Below are 21,802 nucleotides of genomic sequence, written 5' to 3'. Positions count from 1 at the left end.
ACAACAGAAAAGGATGAGGGCTATCAGCGAAAGTTAATGTTCTTATCGCTGGTCATGTCATACAGCTGGAACTTACGACCCAGCTGCTGGCCCCCGTCGCGCGTCAGCGGCGTCCAGCCAATGGCCGCACGGCTACGGGTTGGACCGGATGAGAACAGATCCAGCGGAATCGACACATACACCCCTTTGGTGAAGTCCCCTTCCCCGTATTCGTCCGGCGAGACGTTGGTGATGGTGGCGTAACCACCGACCACCACTCCGCTGTCGAAGTGTTTGGAGATATCCAGCGTGCCGCCCTTATCGCCCGCCAGGTACTGACCCACGCTGGCTTTCACCAGCACGTCCTGGGCGAACGACGGCGTCCAGTAGGCCGTCAGATGGCCGGTTTTCACGCTATAGTCGGTGAACTTCATCATGTCCTGCGCGCTGCGCCAGTCACGCTGTTTAACGTAGTTGGCATCAATACCAAACGCCCAGTTGCTGTCAACCGGACGATAAAGCACTTCCGCCCCCGCGCCGCCATACATGGTTTCCAGATAACCGCCGTAAACCTGGCCGTAGAAGCCATTGCCGAAGTACTGGAAGTAGTTGGCCTGCAGGTTGTTTACGTAGGCATCGTTCTGCACGTACTCACGCACGCGGGTACGCACGCGCGGCAGCTTCGAGTCGTTCGGCGGGTTAGTGTAGTTGAACTTGTCGTAGTTGTTGGCAATGTTGCCAAACAGGCTGCCGGTGGTCAGCAGGTGGTCGGTCACCCACAGATCCGCCGTTGCCATCACGCCCAACTGGTACATGTAGAAGTTTTCCGGCCCACCGACAGACTGGTTTAGCACCGGGTCGATGTGGAAATCGAAGCGCGATTTATCGATATACCAGCCCTGCTCGGTCGTCTCCGGCACGATCGGCTCAACGCGTTTTTGTACCAGCTCGGTTTCATGCCCCAGCGGCTCGCCCTCCAGATGGCGCTTCAGGCTGGCCACGTCCGTTTCCGTCGTCACCTGCGGCAGGTTCAGGCGGTTCTCCGTTACGCGGATCGTGCGGATCCCCTCCGGCAGATCGTTCATGATGATCCGGTTGGCACGTTCGATCCCTTCCCGCGAATCGCGGTATTTCACCTGCTCACCGGTCACGTACAGCGTATCGCCTTTCACCTGGATTTTCGGATCCGCCAGACCGGCGTTGTACTTCAGCAGCGTCAGCTGGTTGGCCACCACGGAGTGCTGCAGAATGGCATCCTGCGGCTCCGGCTGGTATGCAGGCCGCGCGTTGTCGTTATAGTGCGGCCGCATGTCGTTAAAGTTGGTGCGCAGCGTAAAGCCAAACATCACGGTGTTGCCGCGCTCGTAGCTGAGGTTAACGTCGGCCCAATCGGTGACGCGGTAAATGGCGCCGACGTTAAACTTGCTCTTTTGCTCAATCTTTCCGGCGAACTCTTGCGAGTAGTCGTTACCTTCGTACTCCAGCTTCAGGCGCAGCGGCTGCCACGGCGTCTGATACTCCACGCCGCCAAACAGGGCAGCCGGACCGTGGAACATCTGGTCACCGTTAATGGAACCCGCTTTCTGATAGCTGTTGTCGCGATAGCAGAATTTGTCGCTGTAGGTGCAGAACGGGTTTTTCACGTTGCCGCTGGTGCCGAGATAGCCCCAGCCAAGCCCCAGCGAGAAGTCAAACGGCCCCCAGGCCTTACTGGCGACAATGTACTCCGCGTCGAACAGGCCGGTACCGCCGATATCTTTGGCCCCCACGGATACCTGCGGCATCCAGTAGCTCTCTTCCCACAGGCGCAGTTTGAGATCGAAGGCTTTATCTTTGTAGGTCTGATCGCCGGAAAACGCGTCCACGCTGCTGTACTGTTTCGTTCGTACGTCGGTGTAGCGCAGCGTGGTTTCGAGCCATGGGAACAGCTGTACGGATGCAGAATAGTAGCGGTACTGGTCGTTATCACGATAGTTAAGGCTAATTTCCCCTTCTCGCGCCATACGCGCGGTAGGGGTTTGCAGTAAACCGACGCCACCGAAGTCTGACTGAGACGGGCCAATGGGTGCCGGATATGTTTCTGCATGACAGGCGGCACTCACACACAGTGCCAGCATGCTGTAGAGATAGGTCTTTTTCATTATTCCGGTATCCGCTGTGTCAGGGAATGAAGGATATCGGCATTCAGCCCGTCATATGCCTTCGTCCAGAAATGGTCGGCAAAACCGACAAAAATGATGCTGCCTGGCATGGGTTCGACATGCCGCTTGTTCCAGTAGGCAACCGGCGCCTTTTGCGTGTTCCCGTCAGGATAAATCACCCAGGCGTAGCTGTTATCCGCACCACTCAGCAGGCTCTGCTCGTCGAGATAGCTCGCCACGTCGCGGCCGGGAGTAAACGGTTTTTTACCCGGGCTGCTAATAAGCCCCATCACCGTGATGGTGGAAGGCTGCGCCGGGAGCCAGAGCGTGTAATCTCCCTCCAGGGCCGGATTGCCTTTTTCCGTCACGCGGACTTCATCCGGATCGAGATTGATGTTTTGTCTTCCGGTAACCTTTAGCGCCAGAAGCTGCTGACGAAGGCTGTTAATGGCTGCAGCATCGTCGCCGTCTTCCTGCTCTGCTAACCCCGTTAATCTGGCGAGCAGCGCCTTGTGCTTTTGTTCCGCCGCCACCGTTGCCTGCCGCTCAGCGATCACCGCACCTGTCCACCAGCTGTTTGCCAGCCTTGGCTGGCCGACGAGATCGATCAGGTGGCCGGCGTTCGTCAACGTTTTGGGCTGCGTGCTGTCCGGCGTGTAGACCTTCACCGTCCCGGCAGACCAGGCGAGCGGTGTGGCAAAGCTTGCGATCAGCGCAACGCGAATAAGTGTTTTCATGATTTCGCGGCCTTGATCAGCGTGGTTTTAACCGGGAAGAATCCGGCACCCAAATATTGCAGGGACTGACGGATCTGCCCTTCATCATCCACCCAGAAACGGTTATGCCAGGTTGCCCGATCGGTCGTGACCTCTTCATCCAGTACGCGAACCCGGGTTTCGTCGCTGCCTACCCTGACGCTGTCCGTACCATCCCAGCGGAAGGTGGAGCGGGCGGTGGCGTAACGCACCTGCTTGTGTTCCGTCCAGCCCATTGTCCGCGTCCAGCTTGCCCCGTCGGTGATCTGGTTCGGTTTGCTGAGCGGATCGGCCGCAAGGTTGTTGACCTCAAGAAGGTTATCGCCACCGAGCAGGGTTTTCACAATACGGCTATGTTGCGTCACGATGGTGGCCTGATCCTGCGTCACCCATTTCTGCTGCCCGTTTTCATCGAAAGCGAGCACCACAAACAGTTGCGGACCATCGTTGAGCTGCATGTACTGGCTGGCATACGGCATGTTCTGAAGTTCATCATCGGTCAAATGCACACCCGGCGTACCGAATATGCTGTCCCACAGTGAGTTGCCCAGCCCTTTGGTGGTGGCCGAGCACGCCTGCAACAGCAGGCAAATCAGGATGATTGCAGGTCGCTTCACGACTCTTCTCCGAAGGGGCGAAATAACCACACCGAAGTGTGGTTATGATTAAAACACCCGGAATTACTGGGTGCTGGTCGTCGTAGTGGTCGTGGTTCCGGTATTGGAGCCATCACCGCCACCGGTTGCCGCCAGCGCGACACCCACGGCTGAACTTACGGTGCTGGTGCTGGCCGCGGTAGAACTCCCCGCAGACGCAGACGTCGCTGCCGACCCTGCTGCTTCCCCGACCTGGACCGGAGCTGCATAGACAGATGTCGCCGCAAGTGCAGATATGGCAAAAATGCCATACAGTACTTTCTTCATAACAATTTCCCTTCAATGAATGAATGGAGATTTGCCCGAAAAGAAATTCAGGCGGATTCGAGTATACACAACTAAAGCAGAGGGATTGCCGTACGGATAAATAGAGGAAGGGTTTTCGGACTATTGGATAAATGTGAAGTATAAGAATAATTAACTAATAAATTAGTTATTTAAAATCAAATAGATATAATTACATAAGGCGAAATTAACTCTCCGTATAATCCTAAAATAAACCGCACTCATTAACGGGTTAAAAGGTATTTTCGGATAAAACTCATAACGGGAATTTGAGTTAAATAACAGACATCAGGAATTGTCTGATAAAAAAATGCCGGCATATCGCCGGCACGTTTTTATGACGATTTAATTACGCGCGCCATGCTTTATAACGGTTAATCAAACCATTTGTCGAGCTGTCGTGGCTGCTGATCGCTTTGTCATCACCCAGTTCAGGCAGAATACGGTTCGCCAACTGTTTACCCAGCTCAACGCCCCACTGATCGAAGGTGAAGATGTTCAGGATTGCGCCCTGCGTGAAGATCTTATGCTCATACAGAGCAATCAGCGCACCCAGGCTGAACGGCGTGATTTCACGCAGCAGGATGGAGTTGGTTGGACGGTTGCCTTCGAACACTTTGAACGGCACAACGTGTTCCAGGGTGGCCGGATCTTTACCCTGGTCACGGTATTCCTGCTCTACCACCTCGCGGGATTTACCAAACGCCAGCGCTTCGGTCTGAGCAAAGAAGTTAGACAGCAGTTTAGGATGGTGATCAGACAGTGGATTGTGGGTGATAGCCGGGGCGATGAAATCGCACGGTACCATTTTGGTCCCCTGGTGAATCAGCTGGTAGAACGCGTGCTGACCGTTGGTGCCTGGCTCACCCCAGATGATTGGGCCAGTCTGGTAATCCACCGCGTTGCCGTTACGGTCAACGTATTTACCGTTGGATTCCATATTGCCCTGCTGGAAGTAAGCCGCGAAGCGGTGCATGTACTGGTCGTACGGCAGGATCGCTTCGGTCTCTGCGCCGAAGAAGTTGTTGTACCAGATACCGATCAGCGCCAGCAGCACCGGCAGGTTTTTCTCAGGTGCGGTGGTGGAGAAGTGTTTGTCCATCGCGTGCGCGCCGGAGAGCAGCTCAACAAAGTTGTCGAAGCCCACGGAGAGAATGATAGACAGGCCGATCGCAGACCACAGAGAGTAGCGGCCACCAACCCAGTCCCAGAACTCGAACATGTTCGCGGTGTCGATACCGAACTCGCCAACCGCTTTACCGTTGGTGGACAGCGCTGCGAAGTGTTTCGCCACGTGCTTGTTGTCACCTGCGGTTTTCAGGAACCAGTCGCGCGCGCTGTGGGCGTTGGTCATGGTTTCCTGGGTGGTGAAGGTTTTAGAGGCCACCAGGAACAGTGTAGTTTCCGGGTTCACGTTCTTCAGCACTTCGGCGATGTGAGTACCATCGACGTTGGAGACAAAGTGCATGTTGAGATGATTTTTGTATGGACGCAGCGCTTCGGTGACCATGAACGGGCCGAGGTCAGAACCGCCGATACCGATGTTCACCACGTCGGTGATGGCTTTGCCGGTGTAGCCTTTCCAGCTTCCGGAGATGATTGCTTCAGAGAAGGCTTTCATCTTTTCCAGCACCGCGTTCACTTCCGGCATCACATCTTTGCCGTCAACGATGATTGGCGTATTGCTACGGTTACGCAGAGCCACGTGCAGCACGGCACGGTCTTCGGTACGGTTGATCTTCTCACCGGAGAACATGGATTTGATGGCGTCTGCCAGTTCCGTCTCTTTCGCCAGATCCTGCAGTTTCGCCAGTGTCTCTTCGGTGATGCGGTTTTTGGAGAAATCCACCAGCATCAGATCATCGAAGGTCGCGGAGAATTTGTTGAAACGATCGGCATCTTTCGCGAACAGCTCCGCGATGGTGACGTCTTTCATTTCATCAAAATGTTTTTGTAGTGCCTGCCAGGCAGCGGTCTGCGTTGGGTTGATGTTTTTCATTAGCAATACTCTTCTGATTTGAGAATTGTGACTGCGGTCGATTGTAGCGCCTGCAAATAAAAATTGTGATGGTTTTTATGCCATTGCCCTGGCCTGCATCAAACGCAGGTGAAAAGACCCGAAAAGTATAGCTGCTGACGCGCCCACCCGTGGCGGCGAAATGTCGGTCAAAATCGGGGAAAACGAAGCATAAAATATGGCCCTGTTATAAGTCCTGTTTCTCAGGGGTACCCCCCCATGAAAAATCCGCATAATCCCGGCATTGACAGGACCTCCCCCGCATTTTATTTATAGGGCCGTATTTTGCGCCTGCACCTGTTTTCGTTTCATTCTTGTGCCATGGTCGCTTTATTCATTCCCTGACACGAGGTTATTATGACGAGTTTTGTGGTCGCCAAGTTTGGCGGCACCAGTGTGGCAGATTACGATGCCATGAACCGCAGCGCCGATGTGGTGCTGGCCGATCCGAATACCCGCCTGGTAGTGCTTTCTGCCTCTGCTGGCGTGACGAACCTGCTGGTTTCTCTGTCTGAAGGGCTGGAGGCCACCGAGCGCTTCGTTAAGCTGGACGCACTGCGCAAAATTCAGTTCGATATCCTTGAACGTCTGCAGAACCCGAACGTGATCCGCGAAGAAGTGGAGCGCCTGCTGGAAAATATCACCACGCTGGCAGAAGCGGCTTCTCTGGCCACCTCCACCGCCCTGACCGATGAGCTGGTCAGCCACGGTGAGCTCATGTCCACCCTGCTGTTTGTTGAAATCATGCGTGAACGTAACGTTCAGGCACAGTGGTTCGACGTGCGTAAAATCATGCGCACCAGCGATCGCTTTGGCCGCGCCGAGCCGGACGTGGAAGCGCTGGCCGAGCTGACCAATCAGCAGCTGGTCCCGCGCCTGGATGAGGGGATCGTGATCACCCAGGGCTTTATCGGCAGCGAAGCCAAAGGACGCACCACCACGCTTGGCCGTGGCGGCAGTGATTACACCGCGGCGCTGCTGGGTGAAGCGCTGCACGCGACCCGTGTAGATATCTGGACTGACGTCCCGGGGATTTACACCACCGATCCACGCGTCGTCTCTGCGGCAAAACGTATTGATGTGATTGCGTTTGAAGAAGCGGCGGAAATGGCGACCTTCGGTGCCAAAGTGCTGCACCCGGCAACGCTGCTGCCTGCCGTGCGTAGTGATATCCCGGTCTTCGTCGGTTCAAGTAAAGATCCGAAAGCGGGCGGTACGCTGGTGTGCAAGAAAACCGAAAATCCACCGCTGTTCCGTGCGCTGGCCCTGCGCCGTAAGCAAACGCTGGTTACGCTGCACAGCCATAATATGCTGCACTCGCGCGGCTTCCTGGCGGAAGTGTTTGGCATCCTGGCGCGTCATAACATCTCCGTGGATCTGATCACCACCTCCGAAGTGAGTATCGCACTGACGCTGGACACCACCGGTTCAACCTCAACGGGTGACACCCTGCTGACGCAGTCGCTGCTGATTGAGCTGTCAGAACTGTGCCGCGTGGAAGTTGAAGAAAACCTGGCGCTGGTGGCCATCATCGGTAATAAGCTGTCGCGCGCGTGTGGCGTGGGCAAAGAGGTCTTCGGTGTGCTCGACCCGTTCAATATCCGCATGATTTGCTACGGTGCCTCCAGCTACAACCTCTGCTTCCTGGTGCCTGCTGAGCAGGCAGAACAGGTGGTGCAGAAACTTCATCAGAATTTGTTTGAATAAGCGTCAATACTAACTATGGCGTATTGCGTAGAATGCTTTACGCCATATTCGAGCCTGTATCTTATGCAATGCGCTGATGTTTCTGCTTTTCCTTATGTACACGCTTTACGATTTTGTAGATCCACTGTAGCGTCAGATTGTATTTTTTTGCCAGCTCGGCATAGTTACGACCGTCACATTCACTATAGATCTTGTAATCCCGTTCTGAAGCCCTACCAGAAATGCCCTTGGGGAAATAGATGCTTTGTCCCCCCCAGTTCCTCATCATCCTGTCAGCTATAGCCTGGCCAACATTCGTTGCTGATTCGCTATCAAGATTTATGCTTTCAATAAGCACCTGGGACGCATGAAACGCCAGATCGTTAATAATTTCAGGGAACCGAGTCATCTCCACAGACTTATCAATCATTTTTCATCTCCATGTTTTTTGCACCAGGTATTTTCCAGTACTGTTGTAGGTGCGGAAATCAGAAAAAAAGCAATAACTCACCATAAATACATATAAATTTTTAATGAATACATTTACTCATATATCTCAATCAGTTAGTTATTATGAGTTAATTAATTAGCCATAGAAATTATTCATCTGAACATATCGCTATATCATTCATTGAATTTATCCTTAGATTGGACATCTATAATGCACACCATCTTATAAGCGCTTTTCGGCGTCATCAAAGAAATCGTACGCCTCACTTTTAATAAATCTTTTAAACAAATTTCAAAAAAAACTAAAAATAGATGACAGAAATTATTTTCTAAAGTGGTTTTCGTTCTTTTTACCGGCTATGTCGTGAGTATGGAATTCCACTTATCAGGAGACAGTTTATGCCAAAGAAAACGATTCCCCGGCTATCAGGTTGGTTGATCTCATCTGTATTGCTTTTTGCACTTATCGGCTGGACATCACCCGCACAAATTCCTGTTGCTATTTACAAACTCAGCCTTGTATCACTCTCAGCGGTGGTTGGTTATTGGCTCGACCGTAGCCTTTTTCCCTGGGCTCGCCCTGACTCTTTTTGTCCCTGGGAAGAATCTTTGTGCTGCGCGGCAGCAATGATTCGCCGCGCTATTCTCGTTGCGGCGACCTGTCTTGCTGTTGCACTGGGGTTGTAACTATGCGGCAAAGATTCATTTACTTGTTATATATAATCGCCAGTATGCCAATGGCCGAGGCAAAAAGCCCTCCGCGTGAATCATTACAATGGCGAAATGAACTGATTCGTACCACCAGAGAAATTTGGGGGCTTAACGCGCCTGTAGCAGATTTCTCCGGACAAATACATCAAGAATCAGGCTGGAATATCATGGCGCGCTCTCCGGCGGGGGCTACCGGTATGGCACAGTTTATGCCCGAAACGGCAACATGGATAAGCAAGCTTTATCCAGAATTACGCGATAATGCGCCTTACAACCCCACCTGGGCCATACGTGCGTTGGTGCAATATGACCGTCGACTCTGGAATTCTCTCCAGGCGAGAGATAACTGCCAACGAATGGCATTTACGCTGAGTGCATACAATGGTGGGCAAGGTTGGGTTAATAAAGATAAAAGGCTGGCCACATCAAAAGGACTTGATCCTTCCCTCTGGTTTGGGAATGTAGAACGGGTTAATGCCGGACGTAGTGCGGCAAACTGGCGTGAGAATCGACATTATCCCAAAAACATTTTATTTAATCGGGCATCACTTTATTTGTTATGGGGGCCAGCAAGTTGCATCTCTTAAACAGAGGTAATAATGAAGCTCAGTATCGATTTTTGGGAACTTATCTCATTCCTACTTTCGTTCGCAGGATTAATGTTTGCATGCGGCAAGCTTCTTTTAGCGCAAATTTTAAAGCAGTTGAATGAACGTTTTGAAACACTTGAAATTGCCCGGCGTGAAACAGAAATTGGATGGACAAGACTAGAACGTGAATTTCTGGAATTCAGAGCAGACCTTCCTCTGCATTATGTTCGCAGAGAAGACTACCTTCGAGGACAAGCTGTTATAGAAGCAAAGCTGGATGCCGTTTATAGCAAGATAGAACTCATTCAACGTGGAAGCCATTAATCTAAAAAACACCTTTTATTTTTTACTAAATTAAATTAGAAGAAAATTCAGGATAAATCAGTAAAGATATACCCGAACTATTACGGAGGGGGGAGACAACTCTCACCGGACAACTAAGGAGAGTGACATTGGAAACATTAACTATTATCAATACTGTGATTAATAGACTACAAAAATCCGTTCCTGAACTGGATGTGTTTATTTCAGAGATAGACCCCTTGGAATATATTCCAGCAGTAAATAAGGTGACTGTACTATTACAATATTGTGGCTCGACCTTTACCTCTCTGGAAAGTACTGATGCAATTGTATTGAAACGAACACTCAAGATGGCTGCTACCGTAATTGTTCCAAAAATCAGTGAAGCAATAAATGCACTGGATCGTATTCGTGATGTGTTGGGAGGAATTTATCTTCCCGGATGCGATCGGCCACTTTGGCCAGATAACGAAAGGTATCTCGGTGAGAACTCAGGCCTTTGCCGTTACATACTGGAGTTGGCCTCCAGCATGCCGTTTATTGCTAATCAGGTAAGCAAGGATTTACCCCTGCTTACGGTCGTTAACTATAAGGACGAAACTGTATGAAATATGTTTATCACGGCCCGGCAAGCGGCGTCACGCTCTCCAATGGCCAGGAAATTTTATTGTGGACAAATAGCGAGATCGATCTGCCTGAAGACAATGAGTGGGTCAAAACTATGATTGCTCGCCGGCACCTATCGCCAGTTGTCACGGAAGAAACAGAAACTAACGCAGAGGATGTTGTACATGGCAGCTAATTACCTACATGGTGTAGAAACCCTTGAAATCGAAGCCGGTCCACGTCCGGTTAAAGCAGTAAAATCCGCAGTGATAGGTCTGATTGGTACAGCCATCAGCGGTCCTGTCAATAAGGCAACGTTATGCCTTTCTGAAAGCGATGCCGCGCAGTTTGGTTTTGCAACAGCCAATACGACCATTCCGCAGGCGCTAAATGCCATCTATGATCATGGTGCAGGCACCGTAGTAGTCATTAACGTATTAGATCCGTCAGTACACAAAAGTACGATCGCAAGTGAAAGCGTTACAGTTGATGCCAATAGCAAGATTCAACTTAAACATGGGGGAATCCAGTCCCTGGCTATTGGTCGCAGCATTAATGCCGGCATTCCTTATACAAAAGATTCAGATTATACCGTCGATATGTTGACGGGTAGAATTACCTGCATGGGTAATAACTTAACACCAGGAACCAAAGCGTTTGTTAATTATACCTATTCCGACCCAACGAAAGTTACTGCAGCTGAAATAATTGGTACCGTAAATGCCGCAGGCGATCGCACCGGAATGAAAGTGCTACAGGATACGTATAACCTGTTCGGTTTTTTTGCAAAAATTTTAATTGCCCCTGTATTCTGTACCCAAAAATCTGTGGCAACTGAGCTGATTGCTCAGGCTGAAAATCTGGGTGCGATTAGTTATATCGATGCGCCGATCGGTACGACCTTCCAGCAAGTACTGGCAGGGCGAGGATCGACGGGCACGATTAATTTTAATACAAGTTCCGACCGTGCTCGCCTGTGCTATCCACACGTAAAAGTATACGACAGCACAACAAATACGGAAGTCCTGGAGCCGCTCTCGTCCCGAGCAGCGGGCCTGCGCGCTAAAATCGATCTGGAAAAAGGATTTTGGTGGAGCAACTCAAACCAGGAAATTCAGGGTATTACCGGCGTAGAACGTTCTCTGAGCGCCATGATCGACGATCCCCAAAGTGAAGTGAATCAACTCAACGAAAACGGTATCACGACGGTTTTCAATAGTTATGGCTCTGGTTTGCGTCTGTGGGGTAACCGTACTGCGGCCTGGCCGACAGTGACGCATATGCGCAATTTTGAAAACGTGCGCCGTACTGGCGATGTTATTAACGAATCTATTCGTTATTTCAGTCAACAATATATGGATATGCCAATTAACCAGGCGCTGATTGATGCGTTAACTGAATCGGTTAATACCTGGGGACGCAAACTCATTGCAGATGGCGCGCTCTTAGGTTTCGAATGCTGGTACGACCCAGCGCGTAACGAACAAACGGAACTGGCTGCCGGTCATTTGCTGCTGAGCTACAAATTCACACCGCCACCGCCACTGGAGCGTTTGACATTTGAAACAGAAATTACCTCTGAATATTTAGTTTCTCTGGAGAGCAATCACTAATGGCCGGAAAAATTCAAATCAACCGTATTACCAATGCGAATATTTATCTCGATGGTAATAATCTTTTAGGTCGAGCAACCGAAATTAAACTGCCTGATGTCAGCATGATTATGCAAGAACATAAGGCGCTTGGTATGGTTGGGAAAATCGAGCTGCCAGCGGGTTTTGATAAGCTGGAAGGTGAGATTAAATGGAACTCTTTCTATCATGAAGTAATGCGCAAAACGGCCAATCCGTGGCAGGCAGTCGCTTTACAATGCCGCTCCAGTATTGACTGCTATAACTCTCAAGGGAAAGCAGATCAATTAGCTCTGGTCACGCATATGACAGTGATGTTTAAAAAGAATCCGCTGGGTACATTCAAACAGAATGAAAATCCAGAATTTAGCAGCGCCTTTGGTTGTACCTATATTAAACAGGTCATTGACGGTGAAACACTGCTGGAACTGGATTATCTGGCAAATATTTTCCGCGTTAACGGGACGGATCAGCTAAACGCATACCGCAATAATATCGGCGGTTGATTTTTTTCGGGGCTTCGGCCCCGAATTTAAAGTTATTAATAAGGATTACAACATGACCGAAAAATATACTCTCCAGTTTCCATTTACCTCTGCCACCGGAGAACATATCGCCGAACTTCGATTACGCCGTCTGAAGGTAAAAGATATGCGCACCGCTCGCCGCGCCAGTGATAAACCGGAAGAATGGGACGAACCGCTAATGGCAGCAATGACCGGGCTGGTACCGGAAGATCTCTCAGAGATGGATTTGCTCGACTATCAGGCGCTGCAGAAACGATTTCAATCCATGCTTAGTATGGCTACAGAACCCACAGCTGTTGTGGCAGGCGATGGCGTTGCTGGCGAAGTGGTTTCACTTTCAGCCAGCTGAAATTGATGCTTTGACTACTGACGATTTCGCCTGCTGGCTGGATGAAGCTGGCACTCAGATTAAACACGAATACGATTCGCAGGCTTAACGCCTGCGGGTTTCCTGGCCCGGCCCCGGTTCACCTCTTCTCTGCTCCTTTTCTGGCAAACCTGTTACCGGGCACTATTCACTTATACGGAAAATTATTTTGGCCAACGATGTTATTACTCAGCTCCAGGCGCGTAATGAGGCGTTGACGCAGGCAATAGCCCGTTACGGCTCACTAAACGCCAGCACGCTACAAACACTCAGTACCGAGCAAGTTAAAATAACCAGGCTGACACAACAGCTTACTGAGTCAGCCCTCCGACGGGAAGAAAACGACAAGCAACTCACTGAATTAGTGGGAAAAACGCAAAGTTTTGTCGGACAATCAGGCAAACTTTTAAACGTCGAGACGCCCGACTGGAAGCTACCCTACGAATTCCAGGACAATATGGTCAATATAGCGGTTAAAGGCAGCATGAATAATGCCACGGAGGACGCCTTAAACTCGAATATCCGTGACTGGAGCCTTGCGTTCAATCAGGATCAAAAAGAGCTGCAAAACGCTACTTTCACGATGGTTGAGGGCGGCGTCACCGCATTGCAGGATCTTAGCCACTACGTGCCTGATATCGCCAAAGCCGCAACGACAACCCGCGACAGTGCGCAAATATGGGCGCGGGCGGCGATTGCCACCCATGACAAACTGAAAATTGCGTCTGATAACTTCCGTTCCACACAAAACATGCTGTACAGCGTCGCAAAAGGCGGTGGCGGTTCTGTTGAAGAACAAACACAGTGGATTAATGTTTTTGCCGACAAAACCAATCTACAAGGAAAAGAAGGACTTGCGGAGCTGACCGCAACGATGCAAATCGCCATGAAAAATGGCTCGAGCTTCAGAGCAGCTTCGGAAAATTTCGATCATTTCCTCAAATCAACCTTTTCAAAAGAGACGGATAACTGGTTTGCCAGTCAGGGCGTGGATCTCCAGGGATCGTTGCTGGAGCATCAGCAAAACGGGATAGGCGTGACGGAAGCGATGGCACATATCGTGCAGATGCAGTTGGAAAAAATGCATCCACAGATCCTTGAAACCTTCAAACAGACTATGAAAATGGAGGATCAGTCCGCTCGTAGAGAGGCGCTAATTGCAATGGCGGATAAATTTAACCTCGGCGCCCTGTTTGGCGATACGCAAACGCTTGATTTCCTTGCCCCTATGCTGGCAAATCTGGATGAATACCGTCAGCTAAAAGCGTCGACAATACGGGCAGCAGATCAGGATCTTATCAATAATGATTTTGACCTGAGAATGACATCGTCGGCAGAGCAAACCAAAGCACTACAGCTCACCCTTAACGACCTGTGGCTTACCGTTGGCCAGGAGCTTTTGCCGGCGATGAGTGAACTGACACAAAATATTACGCCACTAGTGAGGCAATTCAGCGCCTGGCTGCGGGAAAACCCGGCGCTAGTGCAGGGCATCGCTAAGATTGTTGGCATTATCTGGTTATTCAGCGGTGCGCTGAATATTATGAAACTGGCAGCGAACCTTATCGCATCGCCTTTTATTCGCCTGATCGATATCTTCCTGCGGGTAAAAGCCAGCCTCGCATTGGGCGGGGCGGCCAGTACTGCGCTATCGGTGCTTAGATCGTTTGGAAACGGCGTAAAAATAGCGGCGTCTTTATTGGGCCGTGTTCTGGTTGGCGGATTGAAACTGGTCGGCCAAACATTTATCTGGCTCGGCCGCGCGCTGCTGATGAACCCTATCGGCCTGACTATCACCGCCATCGCTGGCGCAGCCTATTTAATCTATCGCTATTGGGAACCTATTTCCGGTTTCTTCTCCGGCCTCTGGACTCATATTGAAGCGGCTTTTGACGGTGGTATTGGCGGTATTACACGCCTTATTATGGACTGGTCACCGCTGGGGCTATTTTATAACGCCTTCGCCAGCGTTCTGGACTGGTTTGGTATTGTTCTTCCCGCCAGCTTTAGCGAATTCGGCAGCAATATTCTGGATAGTCTGATCAATGGCATTCTCAAAGCCCTGCCGTTCCTGAATAGCGCAATTGAGAAAATAAAAGGTCTTATCCCGGACTGGGCAAAAAGCACATTAGGGATCAACACGGAAAAACCAGGCGCCAGTATAGTCGGAACGGCACTCACGCCTGGGGTTAAACCCGCCGCAACATCCTCAACAGCGACAGCGCCTGCATCACACCGCTCAAAATCTTATACGCTGCCGTCCCGATCATTGGGCAATATCCAGGTGCACTTTTCACCGCAGGTTACAGTCCAGGGCCACGGGCAAAACACGGCTGGCGAGGTTAAAAACGTCATGACGCTATGCAAACGGGAACTGGAGAAAATGATTAATGACGTAATGGCGCAACAACAGCGCCGGGGGTATGCCTGATGTATGCCGTTTTAGGAGAGATTGAATTTGAAGTCGTTGCATACTGGGACGCCTTTGAAACCACACTGGGCGTAGATTATGCCAGCCATGCTCGTATTGAAGGCAAACCTGGCGTGCAATTTATTGGCGATAAGCTGGAAAAAATCACTCTGCAATTCAGTTTTCACAGCCAGTTTTGCCAGCCGTCAACAGAATTCAATCGCTTGCGCACCGCGATGACTGCACATCAGGCGATGGCGTTGGTATTTGGCAATGGGGATTATCGCGGCTGGTTTGTAATTACCGATCTGAGCGCCAGCCACCAGCACACCGATCCCAGTGGCAATGTTATAGCCCAGAGCGGGAGCCTGACGTTGCAGGAATACACTGGCGATCCGAAGGATCCGCTGCTGCCTCCGGCTATTACCACTCAGGAGCCGAATATTGACGAAATGCTGGATGATTTCCCTGAGCTCAGCGACGCCTGGTTCGATGACCTTATGAGCGCTGCTGAGGATGGAATGCGCGATGCTAAAGAGATGATGGACGACATGGCCGACACCATTGATGACATTAAAAAAAAGGTCGCACAGGCACAAGAGCTGGTTAAGGAAGCCAAAGCGTTGAAGAAGAAGTGTAGCGATATTATCGACTCACTGAAAAAAACGATCGACTCGGTGGAAGCGCTATTGCGACAACCTCTGGATCTGCAAACCCTGGCTGGACTGCCCAAAGCGCTGGCCGCAAAAATACAGGCGCTAATAGGCAGCCTGCCGGGGATCCGTGAATGCGCCAGGGACGCCTCAACACTCATTGAACAAGCCGAATCTCTGTTTAATGTCATCACTAGCAGCGTAGCAGAAGCCACTTACGATAGCGCCGCATTGCTGGTCAATCAGGGGCGCAGCACTATGCAAAAAAGCGCGTCTGAAGTAAGCCAACTTGCTGCTGCAGATATTACGAGGAGTTTGTAATGCGCTACCTTGAACATGTTACGACAGAGGGTGAACGCTGGGATAACCTCGCCTGGCGCTATTACGGCGATGCATTGGCCTACGAGCGAATCATTGCGGCCAACCCACATGTCGCGATCCTTCCTGTTTTACCGTCAGGCATGCGGTTAATTATTCCTGTCATCAGCATCACGCAAACGTCCTCGGAGTTACCACCATGGCTGAGATAACGGTTTCCGGCGGGGGGATTGCTACCCTGACGCCTGTTTTCACCCTTTGGTATGGTCATAAGGAAATTACCTACGACATAGCGCCTTATGTCACCAGTATCAGCTACAGCGACAGTATTAAAAACGAATCGGATGTGATTGCAATTACGCTGGAAGATAGTACCGGACGCTGGATAAATGAATGGTACCCAGGTAAAGGCGACACACTGACACTCCATCTGGGATATCAGGGTGAGGATCTACTGAATTGCGGGTCTTATATCATTGATAAAATAGATATTAGTGCGCCACCCTCAACGGTCAATATTGACGGAATAGCCACTTCCGTTAGCAAAGCGCTGCGCACGAAGAACAGTCAGGGCTTCGAAGCAACAACACTTTCCGCCATCGCCAGTCGTATTGCACAAAAGCATGGTCTGACGCTGGTCGGACAAATCGAATCACTAAGTATCGATCGCGTCACACAATATGCGGAAACTGACGTAGCGTTTCTGAAACGTCTTGCAGGAGAATATGGTTATACCGTGAAGGTAACGACGAAAGAACTCATCTTTTCGCATCTGCCGACGTTGCGCTGTCTGGCGCCGGTGAAGACGCTTAACCGAATTGATATTTCACACTATTCATTCAAGGATACGATCAACCGCATCTACAAAAATGCCACGGTGCAACACCAGAACAGTAAACAAAAAGAGTTGGTTATCTATACGCATGATGGCCAACAAAAACCGTCTGCACGCGGTGCAGCAACCAGCGCCGATACCCTGAAAATAAACAGCCGGGCGCCAGATGCAGGTACAGCTCAGGTGAAGGCCAATGCCGCACTGGATAGCCACAACGAATACCAGCAGACCGGTACGCTCAGTATGATGGGCTGTCCTCAGCTCACGGCAGGTAATAAGATCGAACTGAACGGTTTTGGTGTACTTTCCGGCCAGTGGTTGATTGATAAAACAATCCACCGCTTCTCGCGTAGCGGCTACACCACGGAAATCGACGTTTCACGCGGGCCGGCAACCAGCCAGTAAGGAGGCAATATGAAAGGAGTAACGCGTCAGACAGGCATTATCAGCGATATTGATGAAACGGCGGTTCGCGTCAGAGTCACCTTGCCAGAATGCGATAACTTACGCAGCAATTGGCTTCCCGTCCTGCAACGCAATACGCAAGAAAATAAAGACTACTGGTTACCGGATATTGGCGAGCAGGTGGAGGTTCTGCTTGATAACAATGGTGAAGATGGTGTTGTTCTGGGAGCTGTCTATTCTACCGTCGATACTGCACCACTCGCATCACGCGATAAGCGCTACGTACATTTTTCTGATGGGGCAGCCTTTGAATACGATCGAAAGTCTCACCAGCTCACCGTTAACGGTGGGATTGAAAAAATTATTATTGAGGTAAGGGATACAACTCGTCTCACCTCGCCACAGGTTGAGGTTAAAGCGCAGCATGTTTTGGTGACATCTGACACCGTAAATGTAAAAGCGACGAATGTGAGCATCGAGGCATCGACTGTTGACGTGAAGGCTCTGGACGTTGCCGTCAATGCGCCACTCACTACCTTTACCGGTGATGTCACGATAATGAAAAAGCTGACCTGGCTCGGTGGCATGATGGGTAGCGGAGGCGTTGGCAGCAGTGCGGTAATCACCGGCAATGTCAACGTTCAGGGCAACGTGAACGTCAGCGGTTCCGTTATGGACGGCGGAGGAAACTCAAATCACCATTCCCACGGCTATTAATCCAGCCCGCCGCTAAGGCGGGTTTTTCTTTTTTAATCAAACATTTTCCTAAAGCGCTTTATTATCGTTCGCATCATATCGGGGTGAAAATAGCCCCATGAACACAAAAACACGACCCTCAACCCTGCACTGGCAACCTGCCTTGCAACGTCCTGAAGAATATGTCTGTGGGCTGGACGATATCCATCAGGCGATACATATCATTCTGCGCACACCACGCGGCAGCGATCCCCACAGGCCACTTTTTGGCAGCAATCTGTGGCGCTACATCGATTATCCGATCGAGCGAGCCATTCCACATGTTGTACGGGAATCCGTGGAAGCTATTCGCAAATGGGAACCTCGCTGCCAGTTGCTTAAGGTGACGCCAGCTATTGACGGTGAACATCTGACATTACACGTGCAATGGCGTGCCGCAGACGGCGTAATCAACTCTACGGAGGTGTTATGGCGATAGCCGAACCCAATTTTATCGATCGCGACCCTGCGCAAATCACCAGTGAAATGATCGCACAGTATGAAGAAGCCAGCGGTAAAAAACTCTACCCGGCGCAGGCTGAGCGACTGCTCATTGACCTGTTTGCTTATCGTGAAAACCTTGTCCGCATCGCCGTTCAGGAGGCGGCGAAGCAAAACCTGGTCGCGTATTCACGCGCCCCTATGCTGGATTATTTAGGTGAACTGGTTGGTGTTCATCGCCTGCCGCCACAGGCGGCAAAAACCACGCTGCAATTTTCTGTGGCAAATGCCTGTAAAAGCAACGTACTGATTCCACAGGGAACCCGTGCCAGCGCATCCGACAGCGTGATGTTCGCCACAGATGAGGATATCCTCCTCCCCTCTGGAAGTCTGAGCGTTGCCATAACCGCAACCTGTGTCGTCGCTGGAGAATCCGGCAACGGCTGGCAACCAGCGCAAATCAGTGCGCTGGTGGATAGCGTGAGTGGTTACGATATCACTGTCATTAACCTGACCGAATCTACAGGCGGTTGTGGTGAAGAAAGCGATGACGCGCTGCGTGAGCGAATCCGGCTGGCACCAGAAAGTTTTAGTAACGCAGGAAGCTATGGTGCTTATCGTTTTCATACCCTTTCCGTCAGCCAGTCGATCATTGACGTCGCTGTGCTGGGGCCGGATGAAGGACTGCCGGAAGGCTGCGTGGAGATTTATCCGCTTACCCTGAACGGTCTGCCTGGTGCTGAACTCCTTGAACAGATCGAACGGGAAGTCTGTAAAGAGAAAAAGCGTCCGCTAACCGATAAGGTCAGCGCTAAAAAATCGCCACGAGTGCCTTATCAAATTTTCGCTCGGTTGACGCTCTTTACCACCGCCGATCAGGAAACGACGCTGGCTGCCGCACGCGAAGCCTTGAGTACATGGGTTCAACAACGCCAGACCCGGTTAGGCCAGGATATTGTGCCAAACCAGATTATCAAAGTGCTACAGGTCGAAGGCGTTTACGATGTTGCGTTGGATATGCCGCTCAAAAAGGTATTAAAAGCACATGAATGGGCGGAATGTACCGCCATTGAGGTGACCATTGCTGGAGTTAGCGATGGATAAATTGCTTTTGCCACCACCGCTGGCCAGTGACGAGCGTTTCTCTATTCTGGCAAATATAGCTGCCGAACGTTTTTCACAAATCGATCTTACAGTACTGCTGGTTTATCTGGTCGATTTAGTTGATGCCTCAGCACTACCGTCGCTGGCTTCACAATTTCATATACAGGGACTTGAGGGCTGGTTATTTGCGAAAGATGAGCAGGAGAGACGAAATTTAATTAAACAGGCAATAGAGTTACATAAATATAAAGGAACCCCTTGGGCCGTTCGTCGCGTACTCGAAATACTCTCGTTGCCGGGTATCGTTTCCGAATGGTTTGAATATAACGGGAAAGCTTACTTCTTTAAAGTAGAAGTTAACTTAAGCAATCAGGGAATGGACGAGCATCTATTTAATAACCTGGTAGATCTTATTCATGAATACAAAAATGTGCGTTCCAAACTGGAAGCACTAATCGTCTGGATCATTAACCAAAGCGCTATCCCTGTTATTGGCTGCGCCCTTTATGGTGGTGAGATAACGACAGTCCTGCCGTTCCAGATACAGGAAGTTGAACAAACTAAACCGAATTATTTCGGTACAGGGCAATGGAGCCTTGAAATCACATCTATTTACCCGGAGCAAATATGGTTAATGAATTCTATACCCTCCTGACCGACAAGGGGATGGCAAAAATCGCCAGCGCCCTTGCCGATAAAAAACAGATACATTTACAGAAGATGGCCGTTGGCGATAGCAATGGACAATATTATGAACCCATAGCCAGCCAAACCGAATTGCGTCACGAAGTCTGGCGCGGCGAGATGAATACTCTGACGGTTGCGCCAAATAATCCGAACTGGTTGATTGCCGAAGTGGTCCTGCCGGAAGACGTTGGCGGCTGGTATGTACGAGAGGTGGGTGTCTTTGATGTTGACGGAGAACTAATCGCCATCGGCAAGTTCCCGGAATCCTATAAACCTCTGCTTCCCGGTGGAAGCGGTAAGCAGGTTTGTATTCGTTTGATTATGGAAGTTTCCAATACCACTGCGGTGACGCTGACCGTTGATCCGAGCGTGGTACTGGCTACACGGGATTATGTGGATACACGGCTGGACGAACATGAAAACTCAACTCATCACCCGGATGCGACACTCACGCAGAAAGGTTTTACGCAGCTTAGTAATGCCACTGATAGTGACGATGAAACCAAAGCCGCCACCCCGAAAGCGGTAAAAGCGGCAATGATTGAAGCGCGGAATCATACACATACCTGGAACCAGATTACCGGCATTCCGGACGGTACGTTGATTCAAAAAGGTATTGTTAAGCTTAATGCTTCGACTAAAAGTACCAGCACTAGTGAAGCGGCTACACCAAGTGCGGTAAAAGAGGCAATGGATAAGGCCAATGCAGCAGCACCGGCTAGTCATACTCATCCCTGGAATCAGATTAGCGGTGTTCCTGACGGTACGCTGACGCAAAAAGGGATTGTAAAGCTTAATAACGCAACCAATAGCACAAGTACCACCGAAGCAGCGACGCCGAGCGCGGTGAAAGCGGCTATGGATAAGGCGAATGCAGCTGCTCCGGCGAACCATTCCCATACTAAATTTTTTACCACAAATGGAACGTTTACGGTTCCTGCTGGCGTCACAACATTATTTGTTGAAGTAATGGGCGGCGGCGGCGGCGGTAATGGGGGTGAGCAAGGGCCTGGCCTCATACAGCAATCTGATGGAGGAGGATGCGGTGAAATCAAAGTAAGTTATCTTACAGTCACCCCGGGTGAAATAATTCCAGTAAATGTAGGTGCTGGAGGAATTGGGGGGAAAAGATATTCTTGGTACATTAACGGTAATAATTTTACAAAAGATAAAGTAGAAGGAAGTAATGGTGGCTCATCATCTTTTAAGTATATCCTGGCTTCTGGTGGTTTAGGGGGAGGGTTTAAATCGTCAAAATCAGCATTTGCTGATATTTTTTATCCAGGCATGAAAGGAGAAAACTCATTATTGGGTAGTGGGGGGGAACCCGGTACCTACAGTATGGATGAAACCGGTAAAGTAACCATTACAGCTCCATCAAATGCTACTGGTTATGGGGCTGGTGGGGCGGGAGGAACCTCATGTTATCAATCTCAAAGCGAATTTAAAGATCTTACATTTACAAACGGCACCAACGGGTCTCCCGGCTTCGTAAAAATATCATGGTAAT

At 50.3% G+C, this 21,802-nt stretch carries 24 protein-coding genes; 18 read left to right on the top strand and 6 right to left on the bottom strand.

All coding sequences use genetic code 11. The features are described from left to right. Positions 1–23: 23 nt before the first annotated feature. The 5 genes from ACMWKA_RS19710 to pgi all read right to left on the bottom strand — a co-directional run bounded on the left by ACMWKA_RS19710 (position 24) and on the right by pgi (position 5,815). Positions 24–2,120, bottom strand: a complete 2,097-nt coding sequence (locus ACMWKA_RS19710) for a YjbH domain-containing protein (protein ID WP_029882648.1) — start codon at positions 2,118–2,120, stop codon at positions 24–26. After that, positions 2,120–2,857: a capsule biosynthesis GfcC D2 domain-containing protein gene (locus ACMWKA_RS19705; protein WP_072200518.1), complete on the bottom strand. Its 738-nt coding sequence runs from the start codon at positions 2,855–2,857 to the stop codon at positions 2,120–2,122. Before ACMWKA_RS19705 ends, ACMWKA_RS19710 begins: the two co-directional genes overlap by 1 nt. Then, positions 2,854–3,492 carry a YjbF family lipoprotein gene (locus tag ACMWKA_RS19700; RefSeq protein ID WP_013095035.1) on the bottom strand — a complete coding sequence of 213 codons (639 nt, stop codon included), beginning with the start codon at positions 3,490–3,492 and terminating at the stop codon, positions 2,854–2,856. Before ACMWKA_RS19700 ends, ACMWKA_RS19705 begins: the two co-directional genes overlap by 4 nt. 63 nt (positions 3,493–3,555) lie before the next feature. After that, complete coding sequence (gene yjbE, locus ACMWKA_RS19695; RefSeq protein ID WP_013095034.1) at positions 3,556–3,798, bottom strand: exopolysaccharide production protein YjbE; 243 nt, start codon at positions 3,796–3,798, stop codon at positions 3,556–3,558. Positions 3,799–4,165: 367 nt separating this feature from the next. Then, complete coding sequence (gene pgi / locus ACMWKA_RS19690; RefSeq protein ID WP_020686615.1) at positions 4,166–5,815, bottom strand: glucose-6-phosphate isomerase; 1,650 nt, start codon at positions 5,813–5,815, stop codon at positions 4,166–4,168. A 375-nt stretch (positions 5,816–6,190) separates the two neighbouring features. Here pgi and lysC point away from each other — a divergent pair, with 375 nt between their 5' ends. Further along, positions 6,191–7,540, top strand: a complete 1,350-nt coding sequence (lysC, locus tag ACMWKA_RS19685; protein ID WP_013095032.1) for a lysine-sensitive aspartokinase 3 — start codon at positions 6,191–6,193, stop codon at positions 7,538–7,540. Between the two features lie 61 nt (positions 7,541–7,601). Here the strand turns inward: lysC and ACMWKA_RS19680 are convergent, their stop codons facing one another. After that, a complete protein-coding gene (locus ACMWKA_RS19680) occupies positions 7,602–7,949 on the bottom strand; it encodes a Mor transcription activator family protein (protein ID WP_161669859.1) in 348 nt (115 codons plus the stop codon). Positions 7,950–8,368: 419 nt separating this feature from the next. Here ACMWKA_RS19680 and ACMWKA_RS19675 point away from each other — a divergent pair, with 419 nt between their 5' ends. From ACMWKA_RS19675 to ACMWKA_RS19595, 17 genes are all read left to right on the top strand, one after another. Continuing rightward, complete coding sequence (locus tag ACMWKA_RS19675; RefSeq protein WP_149896882.1) at positions 8,369–8,656, top strand: putative holin; 288 nt, start codon at positions 8,369–8,371, stop codon at positions 8,654–8,656. 44 nt (positions 8,657–8,700) lie between these two features. Next, positions 8,701–9,267: a transglycosylase SLT domain-containing protein gene (locus ACMWKA_RS19670; RefSeq protein WP_411162200.1), complete on the top strand. Its 567-nt coding sequence runs from the start codon at positions 8,701–8,703 to the stop codon at positions 9,265–9,267. A gap of 12 nt (positions 9,268–9,279) precedes the next feature. Next, entirely contained in the window at positions 9,280–9,594 is a 315-nt protein-coding gene (locus ACMWKA_RS19665) for a hypothetical protein (RefSeq protein WP_149896880.1), read from the top strand. Positions 9,595–9,722: 128 nt separating this feature from the next. Next, positions 9,723–10,181 (top strand): Gp37 family protein, encoded by a 459-nt coding sequence (locus ACMWKA_RS19660; RefSeq protein ID WP_414760532.1) that lies wholly within the window; start codon positions 9,723–9,725, stop codon positions 10,179–10,181. Then, complete coding sequence (locus tag ACMWKA_RS19655; protein WP_128311340.1) at positions 10,178–10,375, top strand: hypothetical protein; 198 nt, start codon at positions 10,178–10,180, stop codon at positions 10,373–10,375. The genes ACMWKA_RS19660 and ACMWKA_RS19655 overlap by 4 nt, the downstream gene beginning before the upstream one ends. After that, on the top strand, positions 10,365–11,792 hold the full coding sequence (locus tag ACMWKA_RS19650) for a phage tail sheath subtilisin-like domain-containing protein (RefSeq protein WP_128311342.1): 1,428 nt from the start codon (positions 10,365–10,367) through the stop codon (positions 11,790–11,792). Before ACMWKA_RS19655 ends, ACMWKA_RS19650 begins: the two co-directional genes overlap by 11 nt. Next, a complete protein-coding gene (locus ACMWKA_RS19645; RefSeq protein WP_128311344.1) occupies positions 11,792–12,316 on the top strand; it encodes a phage major tail tube protein in 525 nt (174 codons plus the stop codon). Before ACMWKA_RS19650 ends, ACMWKA_RS19645 begins: the two co-directional genes overlap by 1 nt. A gap of 52 nt (positions 12,317–12,368) precedes the next feature. After that, a complete protein-coding gene (locus ACMWKA_RS19640) occupies positions 12,369–12,686 on the top strand; it encodes a phage tail assembly protein (RefSeq protein ID WP_149896877.1) in 318 nt (105 codons plus the stop codon). A 187-nt stretch (positions 12,687–12,873) separates the two neighbouring features. After that, positions 12,874–15,135, top strand: coding sequence for a phage tail tape measure protein (locus ACMWKA_RS19635; protein ID WP_414760531.1), 2,262 nt, complete (start codon positions 12,874–12,876; stop codon positions 15,133–15,135). Further along, on the top strand, positions 15,135–16,088 hold the full coding sequence (locus tag ACMWKA_RS19630) for a phage tail protein (RefSeq protein WP_414760530.1): 954 nt from the start codon (positions 15,135–15,137) through the stop codon (positions 16,086–16,088). Before ACMWKA_RS19635 ends, ACMWKA_RS19630 begins: the two co-directional genes overlap by 1 nt. Further along, positions 16,088–16,297: a tail protein X gene (locus ACMWKA_RS19625; RefSeq protein WP_102891703.1), complete on the top strand. Its 210-nt coding sequence runs from the start codon at positions 16,088–16,090 to the stop codon at positions 16,295–16,297. Before ACMWKA_RS19630 ends, ACMWKA_RS19625 begins: the two co-directional genes overlap by 1 nt. After that, positions 16,285–17,325 carry a phage late control D family protein gene (locus tag ACMWKA_RS19620; protein ID WP_414760529.1) on the top strand — a complete coding sequence of 347 codons (1,041 nt, stop codon included), beginning with the start codon at positions 16,285–16,287 and terminating at the stop codon, positions 17,323–17,325. Before ACMWKA_RS19625 ends, ACMWKA_RS19620 begins: the two co-directional genes overlap by 13 nt. Positions 17,326–17,334: 9 nt before the next feature. Next, positions 17,335–18,042, top strand: a complete 708-nt coding sequence (locus ACMWKA_RS19615; protein WP_128311354.1) for a phage baseplate assembly protein V — start codon at positions 17,335–17,337, stop codon at positions 18,040–18,042. Positions 18,043–18,139: 97 nt separating this feature from the next. After that, entirely contained in the window at positions 18,140–18,499 is a 360-nt protein-coding gene (locus ACMWKA_RS19610) for a GPW/gp25 family protein (protein ID WP_353798258.1), read from the top strand. Then, entirely contained in the window at positions 18,490–19,605 is a 1,116-nt protein-coding gene (locus tag ACMWKA_RS19605) for a baseplate J/gp47 family protein (RefSeq protein WP_149896871.1), read from the top strand. Before ACMWKA_RS19610 ends, ACMWKA_RS19605 begins: the two co-directional genes overlap by 10 nt. After that, positions 19,598–20,260: a phage tail protein I gene (locus ACMWKA_RS19600; protein WP_414760528.1), complete on the top strand. Its 663-nt coding sequence runs from the start codon at positions 19,598–19,600 to the stop codon at positions 20,258–20,260. Before ACMWKA_RS19605 ends, ACMWKA_RS19600 begins: the two co-directional genes overlap by 8 nt. Then, positions 20,233–21,801: a phage tail protein gene (locus tag ACMWKA_RS19595; protein ID WP_414760527.1), complete on the top strand. Its 1,569-nt coding sequence runs from the start codon at positions 20,233–20,235 to the stop codon at positions 21,799–21,801. Before ACMWKA_RS19600 ends, ACMWKA_RS19595 begins: the two co-directional genes overlap by 28 nt. Position 21,802: the final 1 nt, after the last annotated feature.

Origin of the sequence: Enterobacter sp. 03-F-07-AD-ECC (assembly GCF_047530935.1) — a bacterium.
GTDB classification, from domain to species: domain Bacteria; phylum Pseudomonadota; class Gammaproteobacteria; order Enterobacterales; family Enterobacteriaceae; genus Enterobacter; species Enterobacter cloacae.
The sequence above is the reverse complement of the archived record's forward strand: the minus strand, read 5'-3'. Positions and strand labels throughout refer to the sequence as shown.

Coding starts and splice junctions, on each gene's coding strand:
- ACMWKA_RS19710 (WP_029882648.1), bottom strand. CDS start 2,120: ATGAAAAAGACCTATCTCTACAGCATGCTGGCACTGTGTGTGAGTGCC.
- ACMWKA_RS19705 (WP_072200518.1), bottom strand. CDS start 2,857: ATGAAAACACTTATTCGCGTTGCGCTGATCGCAAGCTTTGCCACACCG.
- yjbE (WP_013095034.1), bottom strand. CDS start 3,798: ATGAAGAAAGTACTGTATGGCATTTTTGCCATATCTGCACTTGCGGCG.
- pgi (WP_020686615.1), bottom strand. CDS start 5,815: ATGAAAAACATCAACCCAACGCAGACCGCTGCCTGGCAGGCACTACAA.
- lysC (WP_013095032.1), top strand. CDS start 6,191: ATGACGAGTTTTGTGGTCGCCAAGTTTGGCGGCACCAGTGTGGCAGAT.
- ACMWKA_RS19680 (WP_161669859.1), bottom strand. CDS start 7,949: ATGATTGATAAGTCTGTGGAGATGACTCGGTTCCCTGAAATTATTAAC.
- ACMWKA_RS19675 (WP_149896882.1), top strand. CDS start 8,369: ATGCCAAAGAAAACGATTCCCCGGCTATCAGGTTGGTTGATCTCATCT.
- ACMWKA_RS19670 (WP_411162200.1), top strand. CDS start 8,701: ATGCCAATGGCCGAGGCAAAAAGCCCTCCGCGTGAATCATTACAATGG.
- ACMWKA_RS19665 (WP_149896880.1), top strand. CDS start 9,280: ATGAAGCTCAGTATCGATTTTTGGGAACTTATCTCATTCCTACTTTCG.
- ACMWKA_RS19655 (WP_128311340.1), top strand. CDS start 10,178: ATGAAATATGTTTATCACGGCCCGGCAAGCGGCGTCACGCTCTCCAAT.
- ACMWKA_RS19650 (WP_128311342.1), top strand. CDS start 10,365: ATGGCAGCTAATTACCTACATGGTGTAGAAACCCTTGAAATCGAAGCC.
- ACMWKA_RS19645 (WP_128311344.1), top strand. CDS start 11,792: ATGGCCGGAAAAATTCAAATCAACCGTATTACCAATGCGAATATTTAT.
- ACMWKA_RS19640 (WP_149896877.1), top strand. CDS start 12,369: ATGACCGAAAAATATACTCTCCAGTTTCCATTTACCTCTGCCACCGGA.
- ACMWKA_RS19630 (WP_414760530.1), top strand. CDS start 15,135: ATGTATGCCGTTTTAGGAGAGATTGAATTTGAAGTCGTTGCATACTGG.
- ACMWKA_RS19625 (WP_102891703.1), top strand. CDS start 16,088: ATGCGCTACCTTGAACATGTTACGACAGAGGGTGAACGCTGGGATAAC.
- ACMWKA_RS19620 (WP_414760529.1), top strand. CDS start 16,285: ATGGCTGAGATAACGGTTTCCGGCGGGGGGATTGCTACCCTGACGCCT.
- ACMWKA_RS19615 (WP_128311354.1), top strand. CDS start 17,335: ATGAAAGGAGTAACGCGTCAGACAGGCATTATCAGCGATATTGATGAA.
- ACMWKA_RS19610 (WP_353798258.1), top strand. CDS start 18,140: ATGAACACAAAAACACGACCCTCAACCCTGCACTGGCAACCTGCCTTG.
- ACMWKA_RS19605 (WP_149896871.1), top strand. CDS start 18,490: ATGGCGATAGCCGAACCCAATTTTATCGATCGCGACCCTGCGCAAATC.
- ACMWKA_RS19600 (WP_414760528.1), top strand. CDS start 19,598: ATGGATAAATTGCTTTTGCCACCACCGCTGGCCAGTGACGAGCGTTTC.
- ACMWKA_RS19595 (WP_414760527.1), top strand. CDS start 20,233: ATGGTTAATGAATTCTATACCCTCCTGACCGACAAGGGGATGGCAAAA.